We start from the raw sequence: 19,501 nt of genomic DNA, 5'->3' as shown, positions 1-19,501 counted from the left end.
TTGCCAGCGATGCAGGCGACTCGGTACGCCATCAACACCGCGGTGATGCCATCGCTGGCAAGCCCGCTCCCACAGGACTTGTATTAGCTGTCGAGCGCTTTGTACTTCTCGCGCAGGTGGTTACGGATGTAAACGGCCGACAGGTTCAATGTGGCGATCACCAGTACCAACAGCAGCGCCGTGGCGTACACCAGCGGTCGCGCCGCTTCAACGTTCGGGCTCTGGAAGCCGACGTCATAAATATGGAAGCCCAGATGCATGATCTTCTGGTCAAGGTGAAGGTACGGGTAGTTGCCGTCCAGTGGCAGCGACGGTGCCAGTTTCACCACACCGACCAGCATCAGCGGCGCCACTTCACCGGCGGCGCGAGCCACGGCCAGGATCATGCCGGTCATCATCGCCGGGCTGGCCATCGGCAGCACGATCTTCCACAAGGTTTCGGCCTTGGTCGCACCGAGGGCCAGCGAGCCTTCGCGCACGGTCCGCGGAATGCGCGCCAGACCTTCTTCAGTGGCCACGATCACCACCGGCACCGCGAGCAGCGCCAGGGTCAACGAAGCCCAGAGCAGGCCCGGCGTACCAAAGGTCGGCGCAGGCAACGCTTCGGGGAAGAACAACCGGTCAACCGAACCGCCCAGTACATAGACGAAGAAACCCAGACCGAACACGCCGTAAACAATCGCAGGCACACCGGCCAGGTTGTTCACCGCGATGCGGATAATCCGGGTCAAGGCGTTCTGCTTCGCGTACTCACGCAGGTAAACCGCCGCCAGCACACCGAATGGCGTCACGATCATCGCCATGATCAGAGTCATCATCACGGTGCCGAAAATGGCCGGGAAGATCCCGCCTTCGGTGTTCGCTTCACGCGGGTCGTCGCTCAGGAACTCCCAGACCTTGCTGAAGTAGAAACCGATCTTGGTTAAGGTCCCCATGGCGTTCGGCTGGTAGGCATGCACCACTTTGCCGATGCCTATTTCGATCTCTTTACCGTTGGCGTCGCGGGCCGTCAGGCTGTCGCGATTGAATTGGGCATGCAGATCAGCCAGACGCGCTTCAATGTCCTGATAACGGGCGTTCAGTTCTGCGCGCTCGCCATCCATGTCAGCTTGCGCTGTGGCATCGAGGGTGCCTGCCAGTTCAAGTTTGCGACCATGCAGACGGATGCGTTCCAACCCGGCGTTGATTGCACCAATGTCGGATTTTTCCAGGGTCTTGAGCTCGGCAGCCAGCTTGTTGACGCGCTCCACGCGCGCCTGCAATTCAGGCCACGCCGCTTCGCCTTCGGCGATGACCTTGCCATCCTGTTTAACGTTGACCAGATAGCCGTAGAAGTTGCCCCACTCGCGACGCTCGATCGCCATCAACTCCGGTGGAGTCTTCTGGTTGGTCAGCCACTCACCCACAATCCAGGTGAAGTCGCTGCCGTTCAGGTCACGGTTGCCGACCTTGATCAGCTCACGGGTCATGAACTCCGGGCCCTGATCGGGCACCGGCAGGCCAGCGCTTTTGAGGCGCTCGCGAGGCACTTCTTCTTTCTGTACCACTTCACCAATGACCAGGTGATTAGCCTGGCCCGGCACGTCGTAGCTGGCGTGGATCAGGTCCGCCGGCCAGAAATGGCCCAGACCACGCACGGCAATCACTGCCAGCAAGCCAATGGTCATGATGACGGCGATGGACACCGCGCCACCGCTGATCCAGACGCCTGGGGCGCCGCTCTTGAACCATCCGTTCAGGGAGTTCTGTTTCACAGACTTCTACCTTTCTTAAAGCGACGAGTATTTCTTGCGCAGACGCTGACGAATCAGTTCCGCGAGGGTGTTCATGACGAAGGTGAACAACAGCAGCACCAAGGCCGAGAGGAACAGCACGCGGTAGTGGCTGCCGCCGACTTCCGATTCGGGCATTTCCACCGCAACGTTGGCGGCCAGGGTGCGCAGACCTTCGAACAGGTTCATTTCCATGACCGGGGTGTTACCAGTGGCCATCAGCACGATCATCGTTTCACCGACCGCACGCCCCATGCCGATCATCAGTGCCGAGAAAATGCCCGGGCTGGCGGTGAGGATCACCACGCGAGTCATGGTCTGCCAAGGCGTGGCGCCGAGGGCCAGGGAACCCAGGGTCAAACCGCGTGGCACGCTGAACACGGCGTCTTCGGCAATGGAGTAAATGTTCGGGATCACCGCGAAACCCATCGCCAGGCCAACTACCAGTGCGTTGCGCTGGTCGTAGGTGATGCCCAGGTCGTGAGAGATCCACATGCGCATGTCGCCGCCGAAGAACCAGTTTTCCATGTACGGGCTCATGTACAACGACAACCAGCCCAGCAACAGGATCACCGGGATCAGGATCGCGCTTTCCCAGCCATCCGGCACTTTCAGGCGCACGGATTCAGGCAAGCGGCTGAAGGCGAAACCGGCCACCAGAATGCCGATCGGCAACAGCATCAGCAGGCTGAAAATGCCGGGCAGGTGTCCTTCCACATACGGCGCGAGGAACAGGCCCGCGAAGAAACCGAGGATCACCGTCGGCATCGCTTCCATCAGTTCGATCACCGGCTTGACCTTGCGGCGCAGGCTCGGGGCCATGAAATAGGCGGTGTAGATGGCCGCCGCAACAGCCAGCGGCGCAGCCAGCAGCATGGCGTAGAACGCAGCTTTCAAGGTGCCGAACGTCAGCGGGGACAGGCTCAGCTTGGGCTCGAAATCGGTGTTGGCTGCGGTCGATTGCCAGACGTATTTAGGCTCGTCGTAGTTCTCGTACCAGACTTTGCTCCACAACGCGCTCCACGACACTTCCGGGTGCGGGTTGTCGAGCAACAGAGGTTGCAGCTTGCCGCCGGCTTCCACGATGACGCGGTTGGCCCGTGGTGACAGACCGAAAATGCCTTGGCCTTCGACCACCTGATCCACCAGCAAGGTGCGGTGGGCGGTGCTGTGGAAGACGCCAAGCTTGCCGGAAGCATCAAGCGCAATAAAACCTTTGCGACGCTCTTCGGCAGTGATTTCAACGATCGGCGTGGTGCCCATCTGGAAGGTACGAATCTGCTTCAGACGCTGCTCGCCATCCGGATCGCGGGCCATGAACCACTGGGCCAGACCACCCTTGGAGTCGCCGAGGATCAGCGAGATACCGCCAACCAGTTGCGTACTGGCAGTGATTTGCGCTTCACCATCTTCAAGCAGTTTGTAGCGACCATTGAGGCTCTTGTCGCGCAGGCTGAACACGTCGGCCTGAGCGCGACCGTTGATCACGTACAGCCACTGTTGGCGCGGGTCGACGAAGATGTTTTTTACCGTCTCGGTCATCTGCGGCAGGTCGATACGCTTCTGCTCGTTGGTGACTTCGCCGGTCATCATGTTTTCTTCGCTGGTCAGCGACAGAACGTTGAGCTGAGAACCGGTGGAGCCGACCAGCATCAGGGTCGAGTCCGTAGCGTTGAGGCTGACGTGCTCCAGCGCCCCGCCCGCTTCGTTGAGTGCGATCGGCGTTTCGCCATACGGGTATTCGATGGCTGGCGAGATAGTCTTCTTGCCGTCCGGGTACGACACTTTATACGTGTGGCGGAATACCAGGGCCTGGCCATTGGAAAAGCCTACCGCGACCAGGGGGGAACCCGGCTGATCTTCGCCAATGGAGGTGACCTGGCTGCCCGCTGGAACCGGCAAATCGACGCGCTTGAGCTCTGCGCCACTGTCGATATCAAAGAACAGCGCCTGCCCCTTGTCGGAAACCCGCATGGCGACCTGATTCTGTTCTTCCAGGGAGATCATCAACGGCTTGCCGGCATCTTGCATCCAGGCGGGCGTGATCGAGTCCTTGACGTCCAGGTCGGCTCCCTGGAACAGCGGGGCAACAACGTAGGCGAGAAAGAAGAAAATCAGCGTGATCGCGCCGAGAACGGCGAGGCCGCCAACGAGGACGTACCAACGCGTCAAACGGTCTTTAAGCGCGCGAATACGGCGCTTGCGCTGCAGCTCAGGCGTATTGAAATCAATTCGCTTGGGGGGATTTGTAGTCATTGTGGAATTGGCCAGATCATTCATTCGCACACCCTAGCGATCCTGTATGACAGAAAGATGACAGTGCAGTGACGCGACAAATCCGCCACCAGCAGGGAGCTGGTAGAGGATCGAAAAATTGGGGGTGGCCGCTTAATTCTGTGGCGAGGGGATTTATTCCCGTCGGGCTGCGAAGCAGCCCCATAACTGATGATCACGATCTTTCAGATACATCGTATTCACCGGTCTTGCGACTGCTTCGCAGCCGAACGGGGTGGTGCGGCATTCCGATAAATCCCCTCACCACACAAGCCAAGCGACCACACAGACCCGGGGCACGTCCCGGGCCTAGGGTTTTACTTTTTTGCGACTTCAGCGCCGCCTTCTTGCAGACCTAGGTCAGCCAGAGCTTTAGCAGCTACTTTGGCTGGCAGTGGGATGTAACCGTCTTTCACTACCACTTCCTGGCCCTGTTTCGACAGAACCAGCTTCACGAACTCGGCTTCCAGCGGAGCCAGAGGCTTGTTCGGGGCTTTGTTGACGTAAACGTAGAGGAAGCGGGACAGCGGGTACTTGCCGTTCAGGGCGTTTTCTTCGGTGTCTTCGATGAAGTCAGTGCTGCCTTTCTTGGCCAGTGCAACAGTCTTCACGCTAGCGGTTTTGTAGCCGATGCCCGAGTAACCGATGCCGTTCAGCGAGGAGCTGATCGACTGCACGACCGAAGCCGAGCCAGGCTGTTCGTTAACGTTTGGCTTGAAGTCGCCTTTGCACAGGGCTTCTTCCTTGAAGTAGCCGTACGTGCCCGATACCGAGTTACGACCGAACAGTTGAACCGGCTTGTTGGCCAGGTCGCCCGTCACACCCAGATCGCCCCAGGTTTTCACGTCGGCTTTAGCGCCGCACAGACGAGTCGAGGAGAAAATCGCGTCGACCTGCTCCATGGTCATGTGCTGGATCGGGTTGTCCTTGTGCACGAACACCGCCAAGGCGTCCACAGCGACTGGAATGGCAGTTGGCTTGTAGCCGTATTTGGTTTCGAAGGCCTGCAGCTCGTTGTCCTTCATCTTGCGGCTCATCGGGCCCAGGTTAGCGGTGCCTTCGGTCAGCGCAGGTGGCGCGGTAGACGAGCCAGCGGCCTGAATCTGGATGTTTACGTTCGGGTATTCTTTTTTGTAGTTCTCAGCCCAGAGGGTCATGAGGTTGGCCAGGGTATCGGAGCCGACGCTGGACAGGTTGCCCGACACACCAGTGGTCTTGGTGTAGCTCGGGATAGCAGGGTCAACAGCGGCAACCGCGTTGGCAGTCGCAACGCCAGCAGCGACAAAAGTCATTGCCGCCATCAAACGCTTCAGTTTCATGCCTTACTCCTAGCAGATAGGGTGTGTTAAGTCGGGGCCAAGTATCGGCAGGTCGTATGAACACTCTATGGCTGAAATATGACAATTGGATGAAAGGCCATCATTCGAGGTTTTATCGGAATTCATGCGCCTTGATCGCCAGCATGCAGGCTCCCACATTGGAATGCATTTCAAAGTGGGAGCCTGCCTGCTGGCGATAGGGCCGGTACAGCTACAGACAGTTTCGGGGCTCAGCGCCCCTTCTTCCAAAGATACCCACCGACCAAAATCCCGACGCCACAAATAATCGCGACGTAATAGGCGGGCCCCATCGGGCTTTCCTTGAGCAGCAACGTCACCACCATCGGCGTCAAACCACCGAAAATGGCGTAGGCCAGGTTGTAGGAGAACGACAGTCCGCTGAAGCGCACCACCGCCGGAAAGGCTTTGACCATCACGTAAGGCACTGCGCCGATGGTGCCCACCAGCAGACCGGTCAAGGCATACATCGGGAACAGCCAGTCCGGGTGATTGAACAGGCTGTGATAGAAAGTCCACGAGCTGATCAGTAGCGCAGCGCTGCCAAACACAAACACCCGTCCCGCGCCAAAGCGGTCAGCCAGCGCACCTGAAGCGACACAACCCAGGCTCAGGAACACGATCGCCACACTGTTGGCCTGCAACGCGGTGGTTGGTGCGAAGTGGTAGACGGTCTGCAGCACGGTCGGGGTCATCAGGATGACCACGATGATGCCGGCAGACAGCAACCAGGTCAGCAGCATGGAGATCAGGATCGCCCCGCGATGGTCACGCAATACAGCCTTGAGCGGCACCTCTTCGGCCAGGGCTTTGCGCAATTGCAGCTCGGCGAACACCGGGGTCTCGTGCAACCAACGGCGCAGGTAAACCGAGAAAAGGCCGAACACACCGCCCAGCAGGAACGGGATCCGCCAGGCGTAGTCGGCGACTTCCACCGGGGTATAGATGCTGTTGATGGCCGTGGCGACCAACGAGCCCAGCAGGATACCCGCCGTCAGCCCACTGGTCAGCGTGCCGCAGGCATAGCCGATATGTCGTTGCGGTACGTGTTCGGAAACGAAGACCCATGCGCCCGGCACTTCACCGCCAATCGCAGCGCCTTGAATAACCCGCATCAGCAGCAACAGGATCGGCGCCCACATGCCGATCTGTGCGTAAGTCGGCAACAAGCCCATGATCAGGGTCGGTACGGCCATCATGAAGATACTGAGGGTGAACATCTTCTTGCGACCCAGCAGGTCGCCGAAGTGCGCCATCACAATGCCGCCCAACGGACGCGCCAGGTAGCCCGCGGCAAAGATGCCAAAGGTTTGCATCAGGCGCAGCCACTCGGGCATGTCCGGGGGGAAAAACAGCTTGCCCACCACCGTGGCGAAGAACACGAAAATGATGAAGTCGTAGAACTCCAGCGCACCGCCCAGAGCGGACAGCGATAACGTCTTGTAGTCGTTGCGGGTCAGCGGACGTGCGGATTGTGTGGGCTGCGCGATATTCGAAGGCGCTGTGGTCATGGCAAGGGCTTCTCTTATAGTCGGATCTGCAACCCCAACAACGCTGGCGAGGGCTTGGGCAGGTTCGGCACGATAACAAATTGTTCGAAAAAGCACATAGATGTGCATATTTGACGGTCAAAATGAGAACCGGACGGTCGTCTCGGAGTCTACCGACCGATATACTCGCAATCTTGCAATGGCTGGAAAGGGTTGCTGTGCGAAAACGCCTGCCGGGGTTCATAGGCGATTTCGCAGAGTTTCCCTTTAGGCGCCTTACGAAAAACGTGACGAACGTAGTATGTTCGGGGCTGAATCGTTTTTTCTGAGACGGCTATTCACCTGAAGTACCAATGAAGAGTCACGGGTCAGAGGCACCCCCGGCATGATAGAGCTCGAACAAGAAGATCCAATCCCGCAAGGCGACCTGGCCTTGCAAATCACCGCACTCCCACGCGAAACCAACGGCTTTGGCGATATTTTCGGCGGCTGGCTGGTGGCGCAGATGGATTTGGCTGGCACCGCAATGGCCAGCAAGGTTGCCGGTGGCCGCGTGGCGACTGTTGCAATCGACCGCATGGCGTTTCTGGTGCCGGTGGCCGTGGGCGCTCAGCTCTCCTTCTATACCCAGGCCCTGGAAATCGGCCGCAGCTCGATTCAGATGATGGTCGAAGTCTGGAGCGACGACCCGCTGTCCAGCGAGTGGCGTAAAGTGACCGAAGCGGTGTTTGTGTTTGTCGCGATCGATGGCAGCGGACGCACGCGTTCGGTTCCGCCAAGAGCCCGCTGACCAACAGCCCCGTTAAACCCGGAGGCTGTTTCGCGGTCCATTGCAGTCATTGTTCCTGATCGAGAGTTGCCCCATGAGCACGCCCAACGTAGAAGCCATGAAACTGGATGAACTGAACTGCTGGCGCATCCGCCACGGTCAGGCGGAATTGCTGGTCGCCCAGCAAGGTGCGCACATCCTCAGTTATCAGGTGGCCGGCCAACCGCCGGTGATCTGGCTCAACGACGAGGCGGTGTTCAAGACCGGCAAGAGCATCCGCGCCGGTGTTCCCGTGTGCTGGCCGTGGTTTGGCAATTTTGCGCGCAATCCTCAGAGCGTTCAGGCGATGCGCGTCAGCAACGAAGAACCCACGGCTCACGGGCTGGTGCGGGCAATGGACTGGGAGTTGGCCGGCATCGAAACCGAGGGCGAAAGCCTGAAGGTCGAATTCCTCCTGCCCTACCCCGAAGGCGGATTGCCAGGCTGGCCACATCAGGTGGATCTGAAACTGAGCATTCGTCTGGATGATCAGCTGCACATCAACCTGACCAGCCAGAACCAGGGAACCGAAACGGTCACCATCAGCCAGGCGCTGCATAGCTATTTCGCGGTGAGCGACGTACGCCATGTGCACGTCGAAGGGTTGGATGGGTTGAGCTATATCGAGACCCTGGACGACTGGAAAACCGTGACCCAATCCGGTGACCTGCGCTTCAGCGGCGAGACCGATCGTATCTACCTCGACACCCCGGCGCAGCTGAGCATCGTCGACCCCGCTTGGGAACGGCGCATTGAATTGACCAGCGTCGGCTCACGCACTGCCGTGATCTGGAATCCTTGGATCGAGCGCGCTGCGGCGTTCAGCGACATGGCTGACGATGGCTGGCAGCGCATGCTGTGCATCGAGACAGCGAATGTGATGGGTGATGTGGTGGCTTTGGCGCCAGGGGCCAGCCATACACTTGGTGTCAGCATCGCCAGTAAACCGCTGTAACGCCAAAAACACTGCAGGAGTGAGCCTGCTCGCGATGAGGCCATAACATCCAACATCAATGTTGACTGTTAAACCGCTATCGCGAGCAGGCTTACTCCTACATTTGATCACCTACAAATCCGATTCCTGCACCACGCGCACCTTCGCCGCATCCAGCGCATACGCCGCGTCGGCCAGGTCGTTGTTGACCTTCTCCACCTTCAACGTTCCGGTCACCCACAGCGGCGTGTAGATATCGTCCAGCTTCAAGCCCTTCGGATACCTCACCAGCACCAACTGATTAGGCGGTGGTGGCGGCACGTGAATGCAGGCGCCAGGGTATGGCACGAGGAAGAACAACGTGCTGCGCCCCTTCGCGTCGCTTTCCAAAGGTACCGGGTAACCGCCAATACGGATGTTCTTGTCGTTCATCGACGGCACGGTTTTGGTGGAATACATCACCGCCGGCAACCCTTTGCTCTGCTTCATGCCACCCTTTTGGGTAAAGGTGCCATCGCCTTCGGGGGAGTTGTGATCGATATCGGGCATGGACTCGAGGGCTTTCTGGTCTGACTTGGGCATCAGTTCGAGCCAGTCGGTTTCCGGCAGTTCGCTGCCGTGGGCAAGGCCCGTGCCCAGCAAAAGAAAGGTCAACAGAAGACGGCGCATGAACGTGCTCGGTAAAGGAGGGGATAAATGAATCGCCGAGCATTCTAGCCCTCCCGGCTTGCGCAGCCGAGAGGGCTTTGTCGCCTGGATCAGTTCTTTTTGATCAGGCCGTAGATCACCAGCAACACCACGGCGCCCACGAGCGCACCAATGAAGCCTGCGCCTTCGCCAGCGTGGTAGATACCCAAAGCCTGGCCGCCATAAGTGGCCGCCAACGAACCGCCAATACCGAGCAGGATGGTCATAATCCAGCCCATGCTGTCGTCACCTGGTTTCAGAAACCGGGCCAGCAGGCCGACGATCAAGCCGATAAAGATGGTTCCAATAATTCCCATGACATTTCCCTCCGAGTAAGTGACTAAAGCCTAGTCAGACTTTTGCATACTGCCATGAGAGAACGGCGGTCCTTGAATGGTTCCGCCGCCGTCAGATGAAACTATTCAGCAATGAGCGCCTGGACCTTGATGATCTGCTGCTCCAGCGTGGCTTTGTCGGCGCAGCGCAGGTTGGCGTGACCGACCTTGCGACCCAGCTTGAACGCCTTGCCATAGTGGTGCAGATGGCAATCGGCAATCGCGATCACTTTCTCTACCGGTGGAACGACGCCGATGAAGTTGAGCATTGCGCTCTCGCCGACCTTGGCCGTCGAACCCAGCGGCAGACCGGCAACGGCCCGCAAGTGGTTTTCAAACTGGCTGCACTCGGCGCCTTCGGTGGTCCAGTGTCCGGAGTTGTGGACCCGCGGGGCGATTTCGTTGGCCTTGAGGCCACCGTCGACTTCAAAGAATTCGAATGCCATCACGCCAACGTAGTCCAGCTGCTTGAGCACGCGGCTGGAGTAGTCTTCAGCCAAGGCTTGCAACGGGTGGTCGGTGCTGGCCACGGACAGCTTCAGGATGCCGCTGTCGTGGGTGTTGTGAACCAGTGGATAGAACTTCGTTTCACCATCGCGAGCACGCACGGCGATCAGAGAGACTTCACCAGTGAACGGTACAAAGCCTTCCAGCAGACAGGCAACGCTGCCCAGCTCGGCAAACGTACCGACCACATCTTCAGGTGTGCGCAGGACTTTCTGACCCTTGCCGTCGTAACCCAAGGTACGGGTTTTCAACACGGCCGGCAGACCGATCGAAGCCACGGCGGCGTCCAGATCGGCTTGCGACTGAATGTCAGCGAACGCCGGGGTCGGTATCCCCAGGTCCTTGAACATGCTCTTCTCGAACCAGCGATCGCGGGCAATACGCAGGGCTTCGGCGCTCGGGTAAACCGGAACGAATTGCGACAGGAATGCCACGGTTTCGGCCGGTACGCTTTCGAACTCGAAAGTCACCAGATCGACTTCATCGGCCAGCTGACGCAGGTGGTCCTGATCGCCGTAATCGGCCCGCAGGTGTTCGCCCAACGCGGCGGCACAAGCATCCGGCGCCGGATCAAGGAAAGCGAAGTTCATGCCCAGCGGAGTGCCCGCCAGCGCCAACATGCGACCCAACTGGCCGCCACCGATTACACCGATTTTCATCGTCAACAACCTCAGGCGATGCGTGGGTCTGGATTTTCCAGGACGCTGTCTGTCTGCTCAGCACGGAATGTTTTCAACACCGCATGGAATTGCGGATGCTTGGCGCCCAGGATACTCGCCGACAGCAATGCGGCGTTGATCGCGCCAGCCTTGCCGATGGCCAGGGTGGCAACCGGAATGCCCGCGGGCATCTGCACAATAGAGAGCAGGGAATCGACGCCCGACAGCATCGATGACTGCACCGGCACGCCGAGCACCGGCAGGTGGGTTTTGGCCGCACACATGCCCGGCAAGTGGGCCGCGCCGCCGGCACCGGCGATAATCACCTCGATGCCACGCGCCTCGGCCTCTTCGGCATACTGGAACAGCAGATCCGGGGTGCGGTGGGCAGAGACCACTTTCACCTCGTAAGGAATGCCGAGCTTTTCCAGCATATCGGCGGTGTGGCTAAGGGTGGACCAATCGGACTTGGAGCCCATGATCACGCCAACCAGTGCACTCATCGTCGTGCCTCTTCTCTCTGGGCGCCCGCAGGCGCGTCAAAAACAACAAGCCACGCATAATATGCGTGGCTCAATTGTACGAAAAATGGCCAGTCAAGCCGGCCGAAGGCCGCGCAGTATACCTCAATGGAGCAGATAAACAGCCCCTGTTACGACCATCTGTCATACGGCGCAAAGTGCCAGTTTTACTGACTTTAAGGTCAGCCAAAAAGATCAAAAGATCGCAGCCTTCGGCAGCTCCTGCAGAGATGGGCGCAGGAGCTGCCGAAGGCTGCGATCCTGGCGCCCGGTGAACACAACGCAGTTATGTGCCCTGCGCCGCGCCCCCTTCAAGCTTGCGCCACAGCAACCGCACATTCGCCTTGCGCACCAGTGCACAGCGGTACAAACGAATTTCCAGCGGCACATGCCATTGCGCACCGCCGCAGACCACCAGCTCACCGCGCGCCAGTTCGGCGCGCACGCTGAGTTGCGGAACCCATGCAATGCCCAAACCTTCCAGCGCCATGCTTTTCAGACTGTCCGCCATGGCCGTTTCATAAATAGTGGTGAAACGCAGCGCGCGCTGGCGCAGCAGCATGTTCACCGAACGACCCAAAAACGCACCGGCGCTGTAAGCCAGCAACGGCACACTCGCCTCGCCTTCGAGATCGAACAGCGGCTTACCGTCGGCATCCGCCGCGCATACCGGCAGCATTTCGGTATGCCCAAGGTGCAGCGACGGGAAAATCTCAGGATCCATTTGCAGCGCAGCATCCGGATCGTAAAACGCCAACATCAAGTCGCAGCCGCCTTCGCGCAGCGCGTGCACCGCGTCGCCAACGTTGGTTGCTACCAGCCGTGTGGCAATGTTCAGGCCTTCGTTTCGCAACTGAGCAATCCAGCGCGGAAAGAAGCCCAGCGCCAGCGAGTGAGCAGCTGCCACTTGCATCACTTCGCCCTGCCCACCCTCCAGATGATGCAGGTGACGCAACACTTCACCGAGTTGTTCGACCACGGTCCGCGCCGTCACCAGAAACAGCTGCCCCGCTGCGGTCAGTTCGATAGGGGTGCGCGAACGGTTGACCAGTTGCAGACCGAGCGCCGTCTCGAGGCTGCGAATGCGGCGACTGAACGCCGGCTGCGTCACAAAGCGTCGCTCCGCAGCCTGGGAGAAGCTGCGCGTCGCGGCCAGGGCGCTGAAGTCCTCAAGCCATTTACTTTCCAGATTCATCACGCCCTCCCGGACACGCACCAAATTAGGTCACACGTTCGCCGCAATCACGGCGTCACACGGGCATTATGCCGAATTTGCATAGGGCAGTGTTTAAAGGCATTGGCCGAAAATTCTCTACAAGCCTAGCATTTGCGGTGTTCCGGCACAGACCGGGTCCATATCGAGATGATTTCTATCATGTCCTCCGCTGCATCTTTCCGCACAGAAAAAGACCTGCTTGGCGTACTCGAAGTACCGGCTCAAGCGTATTACGGCATCCAGACCCTGCGAGCGGTGAATAACTTCCGTCTCTCCGGCGTTCCGATTTCGCACTACCCGAAACTGGTTGTCGGTCTGGCAATGGTCAAACAGGCCGCCGCTGACGCTAACCGTGAGCTGGGTCACCTGAGCGACGCCAAGCACGCAGCCATCAGCGAAGCCTGTGCACGACTGATCCGCGGCGATTTCCACGAAGAGTTCGTGGTGGACATGATTCAAGGCGGCGCTGGCACTTCGACCAACATGAATGCCAACGAAGTCATCGCCAACATCGCGCTGGAGGCCATGGGTCACCAGAAGGGCGAATACCAGTACCTGCACCCGAACAACGACGTGAACATGGCGCAGTCGACCAACGACGCCTATCCGACCGCGATCCGTCTGGGTCTGCTGTTGGGCCACGACGCCCTGCTCGCCAGCCTCGACAGCCTGATCCAGGCGTTCGCTGCCAAAGGTGAAGAATTCAGCCACGTATTGAAGATGGGCCGTACCCAACTGCAAGACGCTGTGCCGATGACCCTGGGCCAGGAATTCCGCGCGTTCGCCACCACCCTGGGTGAAGACCTCGCACGTCTGAAAACACTGGCACCAGAGCTTCTGACCGAAGTGAACCTGGGCGGCACTGCCATCGGTACGGGCATCAACGCCGACCCGCGTTACCAGCACCTGGCCGTTCAGCGCCTGGCACTGATCAGCGGTCAACCGCTGGTTCCAGCGGCCGACCTGATCGAAGCCACGTCGGACATGGGCGCCTTCGTACTGTTCTCCGGCATGCTCAAGCGTACTGCGGTCAAACTGTCGAAGATCTGCAATGACCTGCGCCTGCTGTCCAGCGGTCCACGCACCGGCATCAACGAAATCAACCTGCCAGCGCGTCAGCCAGGCAGCTCGATCATGCCAGGCAAGGTCAACCCGGTTATTCCGGAAGCCGTGAACCAGGTAGCGTTCCAGATCATCGGTAACGATTTGGCGCTGACCATCGCAGCCGAAGGCGGCCAGTTGCAACTGAACGTGATGGAGCCGCTGATCGCGTTCAAGATCTTCGACTCGATCCGCCTGCTGCAACGCGCCATGGACATGCTGCGCGAGCACTGCATCGTCGGCATCACCGCCAACGAAGCGCGCTGCCGTGAACTGGTCGAGCACTCGATCGGCCTGGTGACTGCGCTGAACCCGTACATCGGCTATGAAAACGCCACCCGTATCGCGCGCATCGCTCTCGAAAGCGGCCGCGGCGTGCTGGAACTGGTGCGCGAAGAAGGCTTGCTCGACGACGAAATGCTCGCCGACATCCTGCGTCCGGAAAACATGATTGCTCCGCGTCTGGTGCCTTTGAAGGCCTGACCAAACGCTTTAGTTACTGCTCACCAGGTCGAGGGACTAGACACCTCTCACCTTTTGAGGGCTTGGGGATTTATTCCCCAGGCCCTTTTTTTTATCGAATTCTGTAGAAGCAATACCCCGTTTTATCGCTTGCACCACAACCGTGCAGACGGGCGCCGCACTCATCGGTATAGTGCCGCCCCTCTTCGCGTGAGCGGTCGTCGGTAACGAGGCCATCACCCATGCGAACCCCGAACTAATAACAAACCCGCAATTTGGAACCGGGACGAAACCTTCGCCTCGCCTGTTTTGCCGCGCGCAATCCGGTGTAACGCGATGTTTCCGCTCCGCCCAGCATGTTGCTCCACATAAAAAACAGCGAGGAATACTCCATGCTCGAAGTCATTAACGACTTCCTCTCAGGGAAAGTACTGATCGTGCTCATTGTCGGGCTCGGTAGCTACTTCACGATCCGCTCGCGTTTCGTACAATTGCGTCACTTTTTCCACATGTTCGCGGTGTTCCGCGACAGCCTCAAAAGCAGCGCCGGCCAACTCAGCTCCTTTCAGGCCCTGATGCTCAGCCTGGCGGGTCGCGTCGGTGCAGGCAACATCGCCGGTGTCGGCATCGCCGTTACCCTGGGCGGCCCGGGCGCGGTGTTCTGGATGTGGGTGACCGCGCTGGTCGGCATGTCCAGCAGCTTCTTCGAATGCTCCCTCGGCCAGCTCTACAAGCGCTGCGACGCCGACGGCACCTACCGTGGCGGCCCGTCTTACTACATCCAGCACGGCCTGCAAAAACGCTGGCTGGGCATGATCATGGCGTTCCTGCTGCTGATCACCTTCGGCTTCGCGTTCAACGGCCTGCAATCCCACGCCGTCACGCACTCGCTGAACAACGCCTTCGGCCTCGACACCACTTACACCGGCATCGGTCTGGCCGTGCTGTTGGGCCTGGTGTTCATCGGAGGCATCAAGCGCATCGCCAAGGTCGCGGACCTGTTGGTACCGGTGAAAACCCTGGTGTACATCGGCGTGACCATTTACGTGATCGTGCTGCAATTCGATCAGGTGCCAGGCATGTTGATGACCATCGTCAAAAGCGCTTTCGGTCTCGATCAAGCCTTCGGCGGCCTGATCGGCAGCGCGATTGTGATGGGCGTGAAGCGCGGCGTGTTCGCCAACGAGGCCGGTCTGGGCAGTGCGCCTAACGTGGCCGCCGTGGCGTCCGTCGAGCACCCGGTGGCGCAAGGCGTGGTTCAGGCGTTCAGCGTGTTCCTCGATACCTTCGTGATCTGCACCTGCACCGCGTTGCTGATCCTGCTCTCGGGCTTCTATACCCCTGGCTTCGAAGGCGACGGCATTGCCCTGACCCAGAACTCCCTGGCCGCCGTGGTCGGTGACTGGGGCCGCATGTTCATCTCGGTCGCCTTGGCGTTGTTCGTGTTCACCTCGATCCTCTACAACTACTACCTGGGCGAGAGCAACCTGCGCTTTTTGATCGGCGAAAACCGCAAGGCGCTGATCGGCTACCGCGCATTGGTACTGGTGCTGATTTTCTGGGGCGCTATCGAGAACCTCGGCACCGTGTTCGCGTTCGCCGACATCACCATGACCATGCTCGCCTTCGTCAACCTGATCGCGCTGTTCCTGCTGTTCAAGGTCGGTATGCGCATCCTGCGTGATTACGATGACCAGCGCGCTGCCGGCATCAAGACGCCGGTGTTTGATTCGAGCAAGTTCCCGGACCTGGACCTGGACCTGAAAGCCTGGCCAGCGAATCCGCCAGCAGCCGCTGTGAAGGCAGAAGCTGAGCCGCAAGGCGTACCCGCGGCGCAACGCTGATCGGTTAAAGTTCTCAAAACCGTGTGGGAGTGAGGTTGTGTGGCGAGGGGATTCATCCCCTCTCCACTGGCTCACTCCTACAGGGAAGTCATTGTTCTCGGAGAACCAACATGAATTCCTCGACCTACCCCGCCGCCCAGCACGTCATGGTGCTCTACACCGGTGGCACCATCGGCATGCAAGCGAGTGCACACGGTCTGGCACCGGCGTCCGGTTTCGAAGCACGGATGCGCGAGTACCTGCACAGCCAGCCTGAATTAGTGGTGCCGCAGTGGCGCTTTCGCGAGATGTCACCGCTGATCGACAGCGCGAACATGTCACCGGCTTACTGGCAGCAATTGCGCGAAGCGGTCGTCGACGCTGTTGACGTGCAAGGCTGCGACAGCGTGCTGATCCTTCACGGCACGGACACCCTCGCCTACAGCGCCGCGGCCATGAGTTTTCAATTGCTCGGCCTGCACGCTCGCGTCGTTTTCACTGGCTCCATGCTGCCCGCTGGCGTGACGGACAGCGATGCCTGGGAAAACCTCAGCGGCGCGCTGGTGGCCCTTGGGAAAGGTTTGGCACCGGGCGTACACCTGTACTTCCACGGCGAACTGCTGGACCCGACCCGTTGCGCGAAAGTACGCAGTTTTGGGCGCCATCCGTTCAAGTTGCTGGCGCGTCAGGGTGGCGGAACAAAAGCGACCACCCTGCTGCCGCAGCTCAACTACAACCAGCCTAAACAACTGGCCAACGTTGCCGTGCTGCCGCTATTTCCCGGGATTGGCGCCGAGCAGCTGGACGGCTTGCTGAACAGCGGTATCCAGGGCCTGGTGCTGGAGTGCTATGGCAGCGGTACCGGGCCGAGCGACAACCCTGGATTTCTGGCGAGCCTGCAACGGGCACAGGACAGCGATGTTGTCGTTGTGGCGATTACGCAATGTCACGAGGGCGGCGTCGAGCTGGATGTCTACGAGGCTGGCAGCCGGTTGCGTGGCGTCGGCGTATTGTCAGGTGGCGGCATGACCCGCGAAGCGGCGTTCGGCAAGATACATGGCTTGCTCGGCGCGGGCCTGGACACCGCTGAAGTACGGCGTCTGGTCGAACTCGACCTCTGCGGTGAACTGAGCTGATACCGCAAGGCCTTTGTAGGCACTGTGTAGCTGTCGAGTGAAACGAGGCTGCGATCTCTTGATCTATTTTTAAGGTCAAAAGATCGCAGCCTCGTTTCACTCGACAGCTACACGCTCCTACAAGGTTTTGTCGTGGGCACACAACTTGCTGTGTTCCAGTCACCTCCAGGCTGGAAGTCGCCATGCTCCACTCCCACCTCACCACCCTCAATGCTGTTTCTCTGGTGCTCAACGCCTTCAAGGGCCAAGGCCTGTCCAGCGAAGCGCTGCTCGCGGGCAGCGGTATCAGTGCAGCGGACCTGAACCGGGCAGACACGCGCATCACCACCAACCAAGAGATGCAAGTGTGCGCCAACGCTGTGGCGCTCAAGCGCGATATCGGCCTGGAACTGGGGCGTCGGATGCACGTTTCTTCCTACGGCATGCTCGGTTATGCACTGCTCACCAGTGCCACCTTCGGTGACGCGTTACGTCTGGCCATGCGTTATCCGGCGCTGTTGGGAACACTTTTCGAACTGAGCCTGGAAGAAGACGGCGAGCGTATCTGGTTCGTGGCCGCCGATTACCGAGAGAATCCGGCGCTGGCCGTGTTCAACGCCGAGTTTTGCCTGGTGTCGCTGAAAGTCATCTGCGACGACCTGCTCGGGCATTCGCTGCCTCTGCTGGCAACTCGCTTCGAGCACGCCGCACCGGACTATCAAGCGACCTACGCCGAGCACTTCAACTGCCCGCTGCACTTCGAGGCCCGGGACAACGCCTTCGCGTTCGACAAGCGCTGGCTCGATGAACCCTTACCGCTCGCAGACGTTATTACTCACCAGGCCATGGCCGAACGCTGCCGCAAACAAAACACCGAGTTCACCGGGCGCCAGGCATGGCTGGGGCGTATTCGGCAGTTACTGCGCGCGCAGTTGAATGCAGCGCCGGGGCTTGAGGGTCTGGCGCAACAGATGAATTGTTCAGCTCGCACCTTGCGCCGGCATCTGAAGGATCTGGGGTGCAGCTATCAGGAATTGCTCGATGAATTACGCTTTGAGCAGGCCAAGTTGATGCTCTGTGAAGATCAGCTGCCGATCTACCGGATCGCCGAAGCGCTTGGATTCAGCGAGACCGCGAGCTTTCGCCATGCGTTTGTGCGCTGGAGCGGCGTGGCGCCCAGTCAGTTCCGACCTTGAAAACGCCATAAAACCTGTAGGAGCAAAGCTTTTGTGTGACGTTATCGCGGCGAATTTACCTGCGACAGAGCGCTCTGGATTGAAGCGGTGCCGCTTCAAATAGGGGCGAATTTCGGTCAACTATTTTGGCCACATAAATCCCCTTTTGGCCTTTCCTGCCGTTCTCCGAAACGCCTTGCGCCGCAAAACTGTGTTCAACCGAATCAGCCTGCGGAGAACAAGAAATGCTGACGATCTACTCGGATGACCACCATCTGCACCACGGCCGTTGTGAACTGATCGACGGGCAGCTCAAACCCTGCTTCGAGATGCCCTCCCGTGCCGACCATGTCTTGCAACGGGTGCAACACCAGCAACTGGGTCCCGTAGAAGCGCCGAAAGATTTCGGCCTCGACCCCATCGCGCGCATCCACAGCCGCGACTACCTCGACTTCTTCAAAGGCGCGTGGGCACGCTGGACTGAATTCAACACCGACGGCGACCTGCTGCCCTACACCTGGCCAGCGCGGACCTTGCGTGCGATCAAACCCACCAGCCTGCACGGCCAACTGGGTTATTACAGCTTCGACGGCGGTGCCCCCATTACCGCCGGCACCTGGCAAGCAGCGTACAGCGCGGCCCAGGTTGCATTGACCGCACAGGCAGAAATCCAGCGCGGCGCCCGCAGTGCATTCGCCCTGTGCCGCCCGCCGGGACACCATGCTGCCAGCGACTTGATGGGCGGTTATTGCTACCTCAATAACGCTGCCATCGCCGCCCAGGCGTTTCTCGATCAGGGCCACAAAAAAGTCGCGATCCTCGACGTCGACTACCACCACGGCAACGGCACACAATCGATTTTCTACGAGCGCAGCGACGTGCTGTTCACCTCGATCCACGGCCATCCGGAAGCCGAATTTCCGTTCTTCCTCGGCTATGAGGACGAACTCGGCGAAGGCGCGGGTGAAGGCTTCAACTTCAATTACCCTTTGCCGGCGGGCAGTGGTTGGGACAGCTGGAGTGCCGCGCTTGAGCAGGCGTGCAAAGAGATCGAAACCTACGGTGCGGACATCGTCGTCGTGTCCCTGGGCGTCGACACGTTCAAGGACGATCCCATTTCGCAGTTCAAACTCGACAGCCCGGACTATCTGGCCATGGGCGAGCGCATCGCCAAACTGGGCAAGCCGACACTGTTCGTGATGGAAGGTGGTTACGCCGTCGAAGAAATCGGCATCAATGCCGTGAACGTACTCGAAGGTTTTGAAAGCGCTCAATAAGGAATAAA

16 protein-coding genes are annotated in these 19,501 nt (G+C 59.4%); 7 read left to right on the top strand and 9 right to left on the bottom strand.

Annotated features, from left to right (window positions below; translation table 11 throughout):
- Positions 1-83: 83 nt before the first annotated feature.
- From pstA to H7698_RS06395, 4 genes are all read right to left on the bottom strand, one after another.
- A complete protein-coding gene (gene pstA, locus H7698_RS06410; protein ID WP_194690892.1) occupies positions 84-1,754 on the bottom strand; it encodes a phosphate ABC transporter permease PstA in 1,671 nt (556 codons plus the stop codon).
- A gap of 15 nt (positions 1,755-1,769) precedes the next feature.
- Positions 1,770-4,052, bottom strand: a complete 2,283-nt coding sequence (locus H7698_RS06405) for an ABC transporter permease subunit (RefSeq protein WP_194690891.1) — start codon at positions 4,050-4,052, stop codon at positions 1,770-1,772.
- 311 nt (positions 4,053-4,363) lie between these two features.
- A complete protein-coding gene (locus tag H7698_RS06400; RefSeq protein ID WP_162436611.1) occupies positions 4,364-5,365 on the bottom strand; it encodes a phosphate ABC transporter substrate-binding protein PstS in 1,002 nt (333 codons plus the stop codon).
- A gap of 230 nt (positions 5,366-5,595) precedes the next feature.
- A complete protein-coding gene (locus H7698_RS06395) occupies positions 5,596-6,894 on the bottom strand; it encodes an MFS transporter (protein ID WP_194690890.1) in 1,299 nt (432 codons plus the stop codon).
- A 364-nt stretch (positions 6,895-7,258) separates the two neighbouring features.
- On the opposite strand from H7698_RS06395, the gene H7698_RS06390 reads away from it, so the two are divergent.
- Both H7698_RS06390 and H7698_RS06385 read left to right on the top strand, forming a co-directional pair.
- Entirely contained in the window at positions 7,259-7,663 is a 405-nt protein-coding gene (locus tag H7698_RS06390; RefSeq protein WP_007896491.1) for an acyl-CoA thioesterase, read from the top strand.
- A 73-nt stretch (positions 7,664-7,736) separates the two neighbouring features.
- Positions 7,737-8,636, top strand: a complete 900-nt coding sequence (locus H7698_RS06385; RefSeq protein WP_194690889.1) for a D-hexose-6-phosphate mutarotase — start codon at positions 7,737-7,739, stop codon at positions 8,634-8,636.
- A 111-nt stretch (positions 8,637-8,747) separates the two neighbouring features.
- Here the strand turns inward: H7698_RS06385 and H7698_RS06380 are convergent, their stop codons facing one another.
- The 5 genes from H7698_RS06380 to H7698_RS06360 all read right to left on the bottom strand — a co-directional run bounded on the left by H7698_RS06380 (position 8,748) and on the right by H7698_RS06360 (position 12,519).
- On the bottom strand, positions 8,748-9,284 hold the full coding sequence (locus H7698_RS06380; RefSeq protein WP_162436608.1) for a DUF3299 domain-containing protein: 537 nt from the start codon (positions 9,282-9,284) through the stop codon (positions 8,748-8,750).
- Between the two features lie 89 nt (positions 9,285-9,373).
- Entirely contained in the window at positions 9,374-9,619 is a 246-nt protein-coding gene (locus tag H7698_RS06375; protein ID WP_027926291.1) for a GlsB/YeaQ/YmgE family stress response membrane protein, read from the bottom strand.
- Positions 9,620-9,720: 101 nt separating this feature from the next.
- A complete protein-coding gene (locus tag H7698_RS06370) occupies positions 9,721-10,803 on the bottom strand; it encodes a 5-(carboxyamino)imidazole ribonucleotide synthase (protein WP_162436607.1) in 1,083 nt (360 codons plus the stop codon).
- An 11-nt stretch (positions 10,804-10,814) separates the two neighbouring features.
- Positions 10,815-11,306 carry a 5-(carboxyamino)imidazole ribonucleotide mutase gene (gene purE / locus H7698_RS06365; protein ID WP_017341565.1) on the bottom strand — a complete coding sequence of 164 codons (492 nt, stop codon included), beginning with the start codon at positions 11,304-11,306 and terminating at the stop codon, positions 10,815-10,817.
- Positions 11,307-11,610: 304 nt separating this feature from the next.
- A complete protein-coding gene (locus H7698_RS06360) occupies positions 11,611-12,519 on the bottom strand; it encodes a LysR substrate-binding domain-containing protein (RefSeq protein WP_162436606.1) in 909 nt (302 codons plus the stop codon).
- Between the two features lie 180 nt (positions 12,520-12,699).
- Between H7698_RS06360 and aspA the strand changes: the two genes are divergently transcribed.
- The 5 genes from aspA to H7698_RS06335 all read left to right on the top strand — a co-directional run bounded on the left by aspA (position 12,700) and on the right by H7698_RS06335 (position 19,493).
- Positions 12,700-14,124 carry an aspartate ammonia-lyase gene (gene aspA / locus H7698_RS06355; RefSeq protein WP_162436605.1) on the top strand — a complete coding sequence of 475 codons (1,425 nt, stop codon included), beginning with the start codon at positions 12,700-12,702 and terminating at the stop codon, positions 14,122-14,124.
- Between the two features lie 371 nt (positions 14,125-14,495).
- Positions 14,496-15,947 (top strand): alanine/glycine:cation symporter family protein, encoded by a 1,452-nt coding sequence (locus H7698_RS06350; RefSeq protein ID WP_162436604.1) that lies wholly within the window; start codon positions 14,496-14,498, stop codon positions 15,945-15,947.
- Between the two features lie 110 nt (positions 15,948-16,057).
- Complete coding sequence (locus tag H7698_RS06345) at positions 16,058-17,062, top strand: asparaginase (protein WP_194690888.1); 1,005 nt, start codon at positions 16,058-16,060, stop codon at positions 17,060-17,062.
- Positions 17,063-17,244: 182 nt separating this feature from the next.
- Positions 17,245-18,237, top strand: coding sequence for an AraC family transcriptional regulator (locus H7698_RS06340; protein WP_162436601.1), 993 nt, complete (start codon positions 17,245-17,247; stop codon positions 18,235-18,237).
- A 224-nt stretch (positions 18,238-18,461) separates the two neighbouring features.
- Positions 18,462-19,493: a histone deacetylase family protein gene (locus H7698_RS06335; RefSeq protein ID WP_194690887.1), complete on the top strand. Its 1,032-nt coding sequence runs from the start codon at positions 18,462-18,464 to the stop codon at positions 19,491-19,493.
- Positions 19,494-19,501 lie beyond the last annotated feature (8 nt).

This window comes from Pseudomonas sp. p50(2008), from assembly GCF_015351605.1.
In the GTDB taxonomy this organism is placed as follows: Bacteria; Pseudomonadota; Gammaproteobacteria; order Pseudomonadales; family Pseudomonadaceae; genus Aquipseudomonas.
The sequence above is the reverse complement of the archived record's forward strand: the minus strand, read 5'-3'. Positions and strand labels throughout refer to the sequence as shown.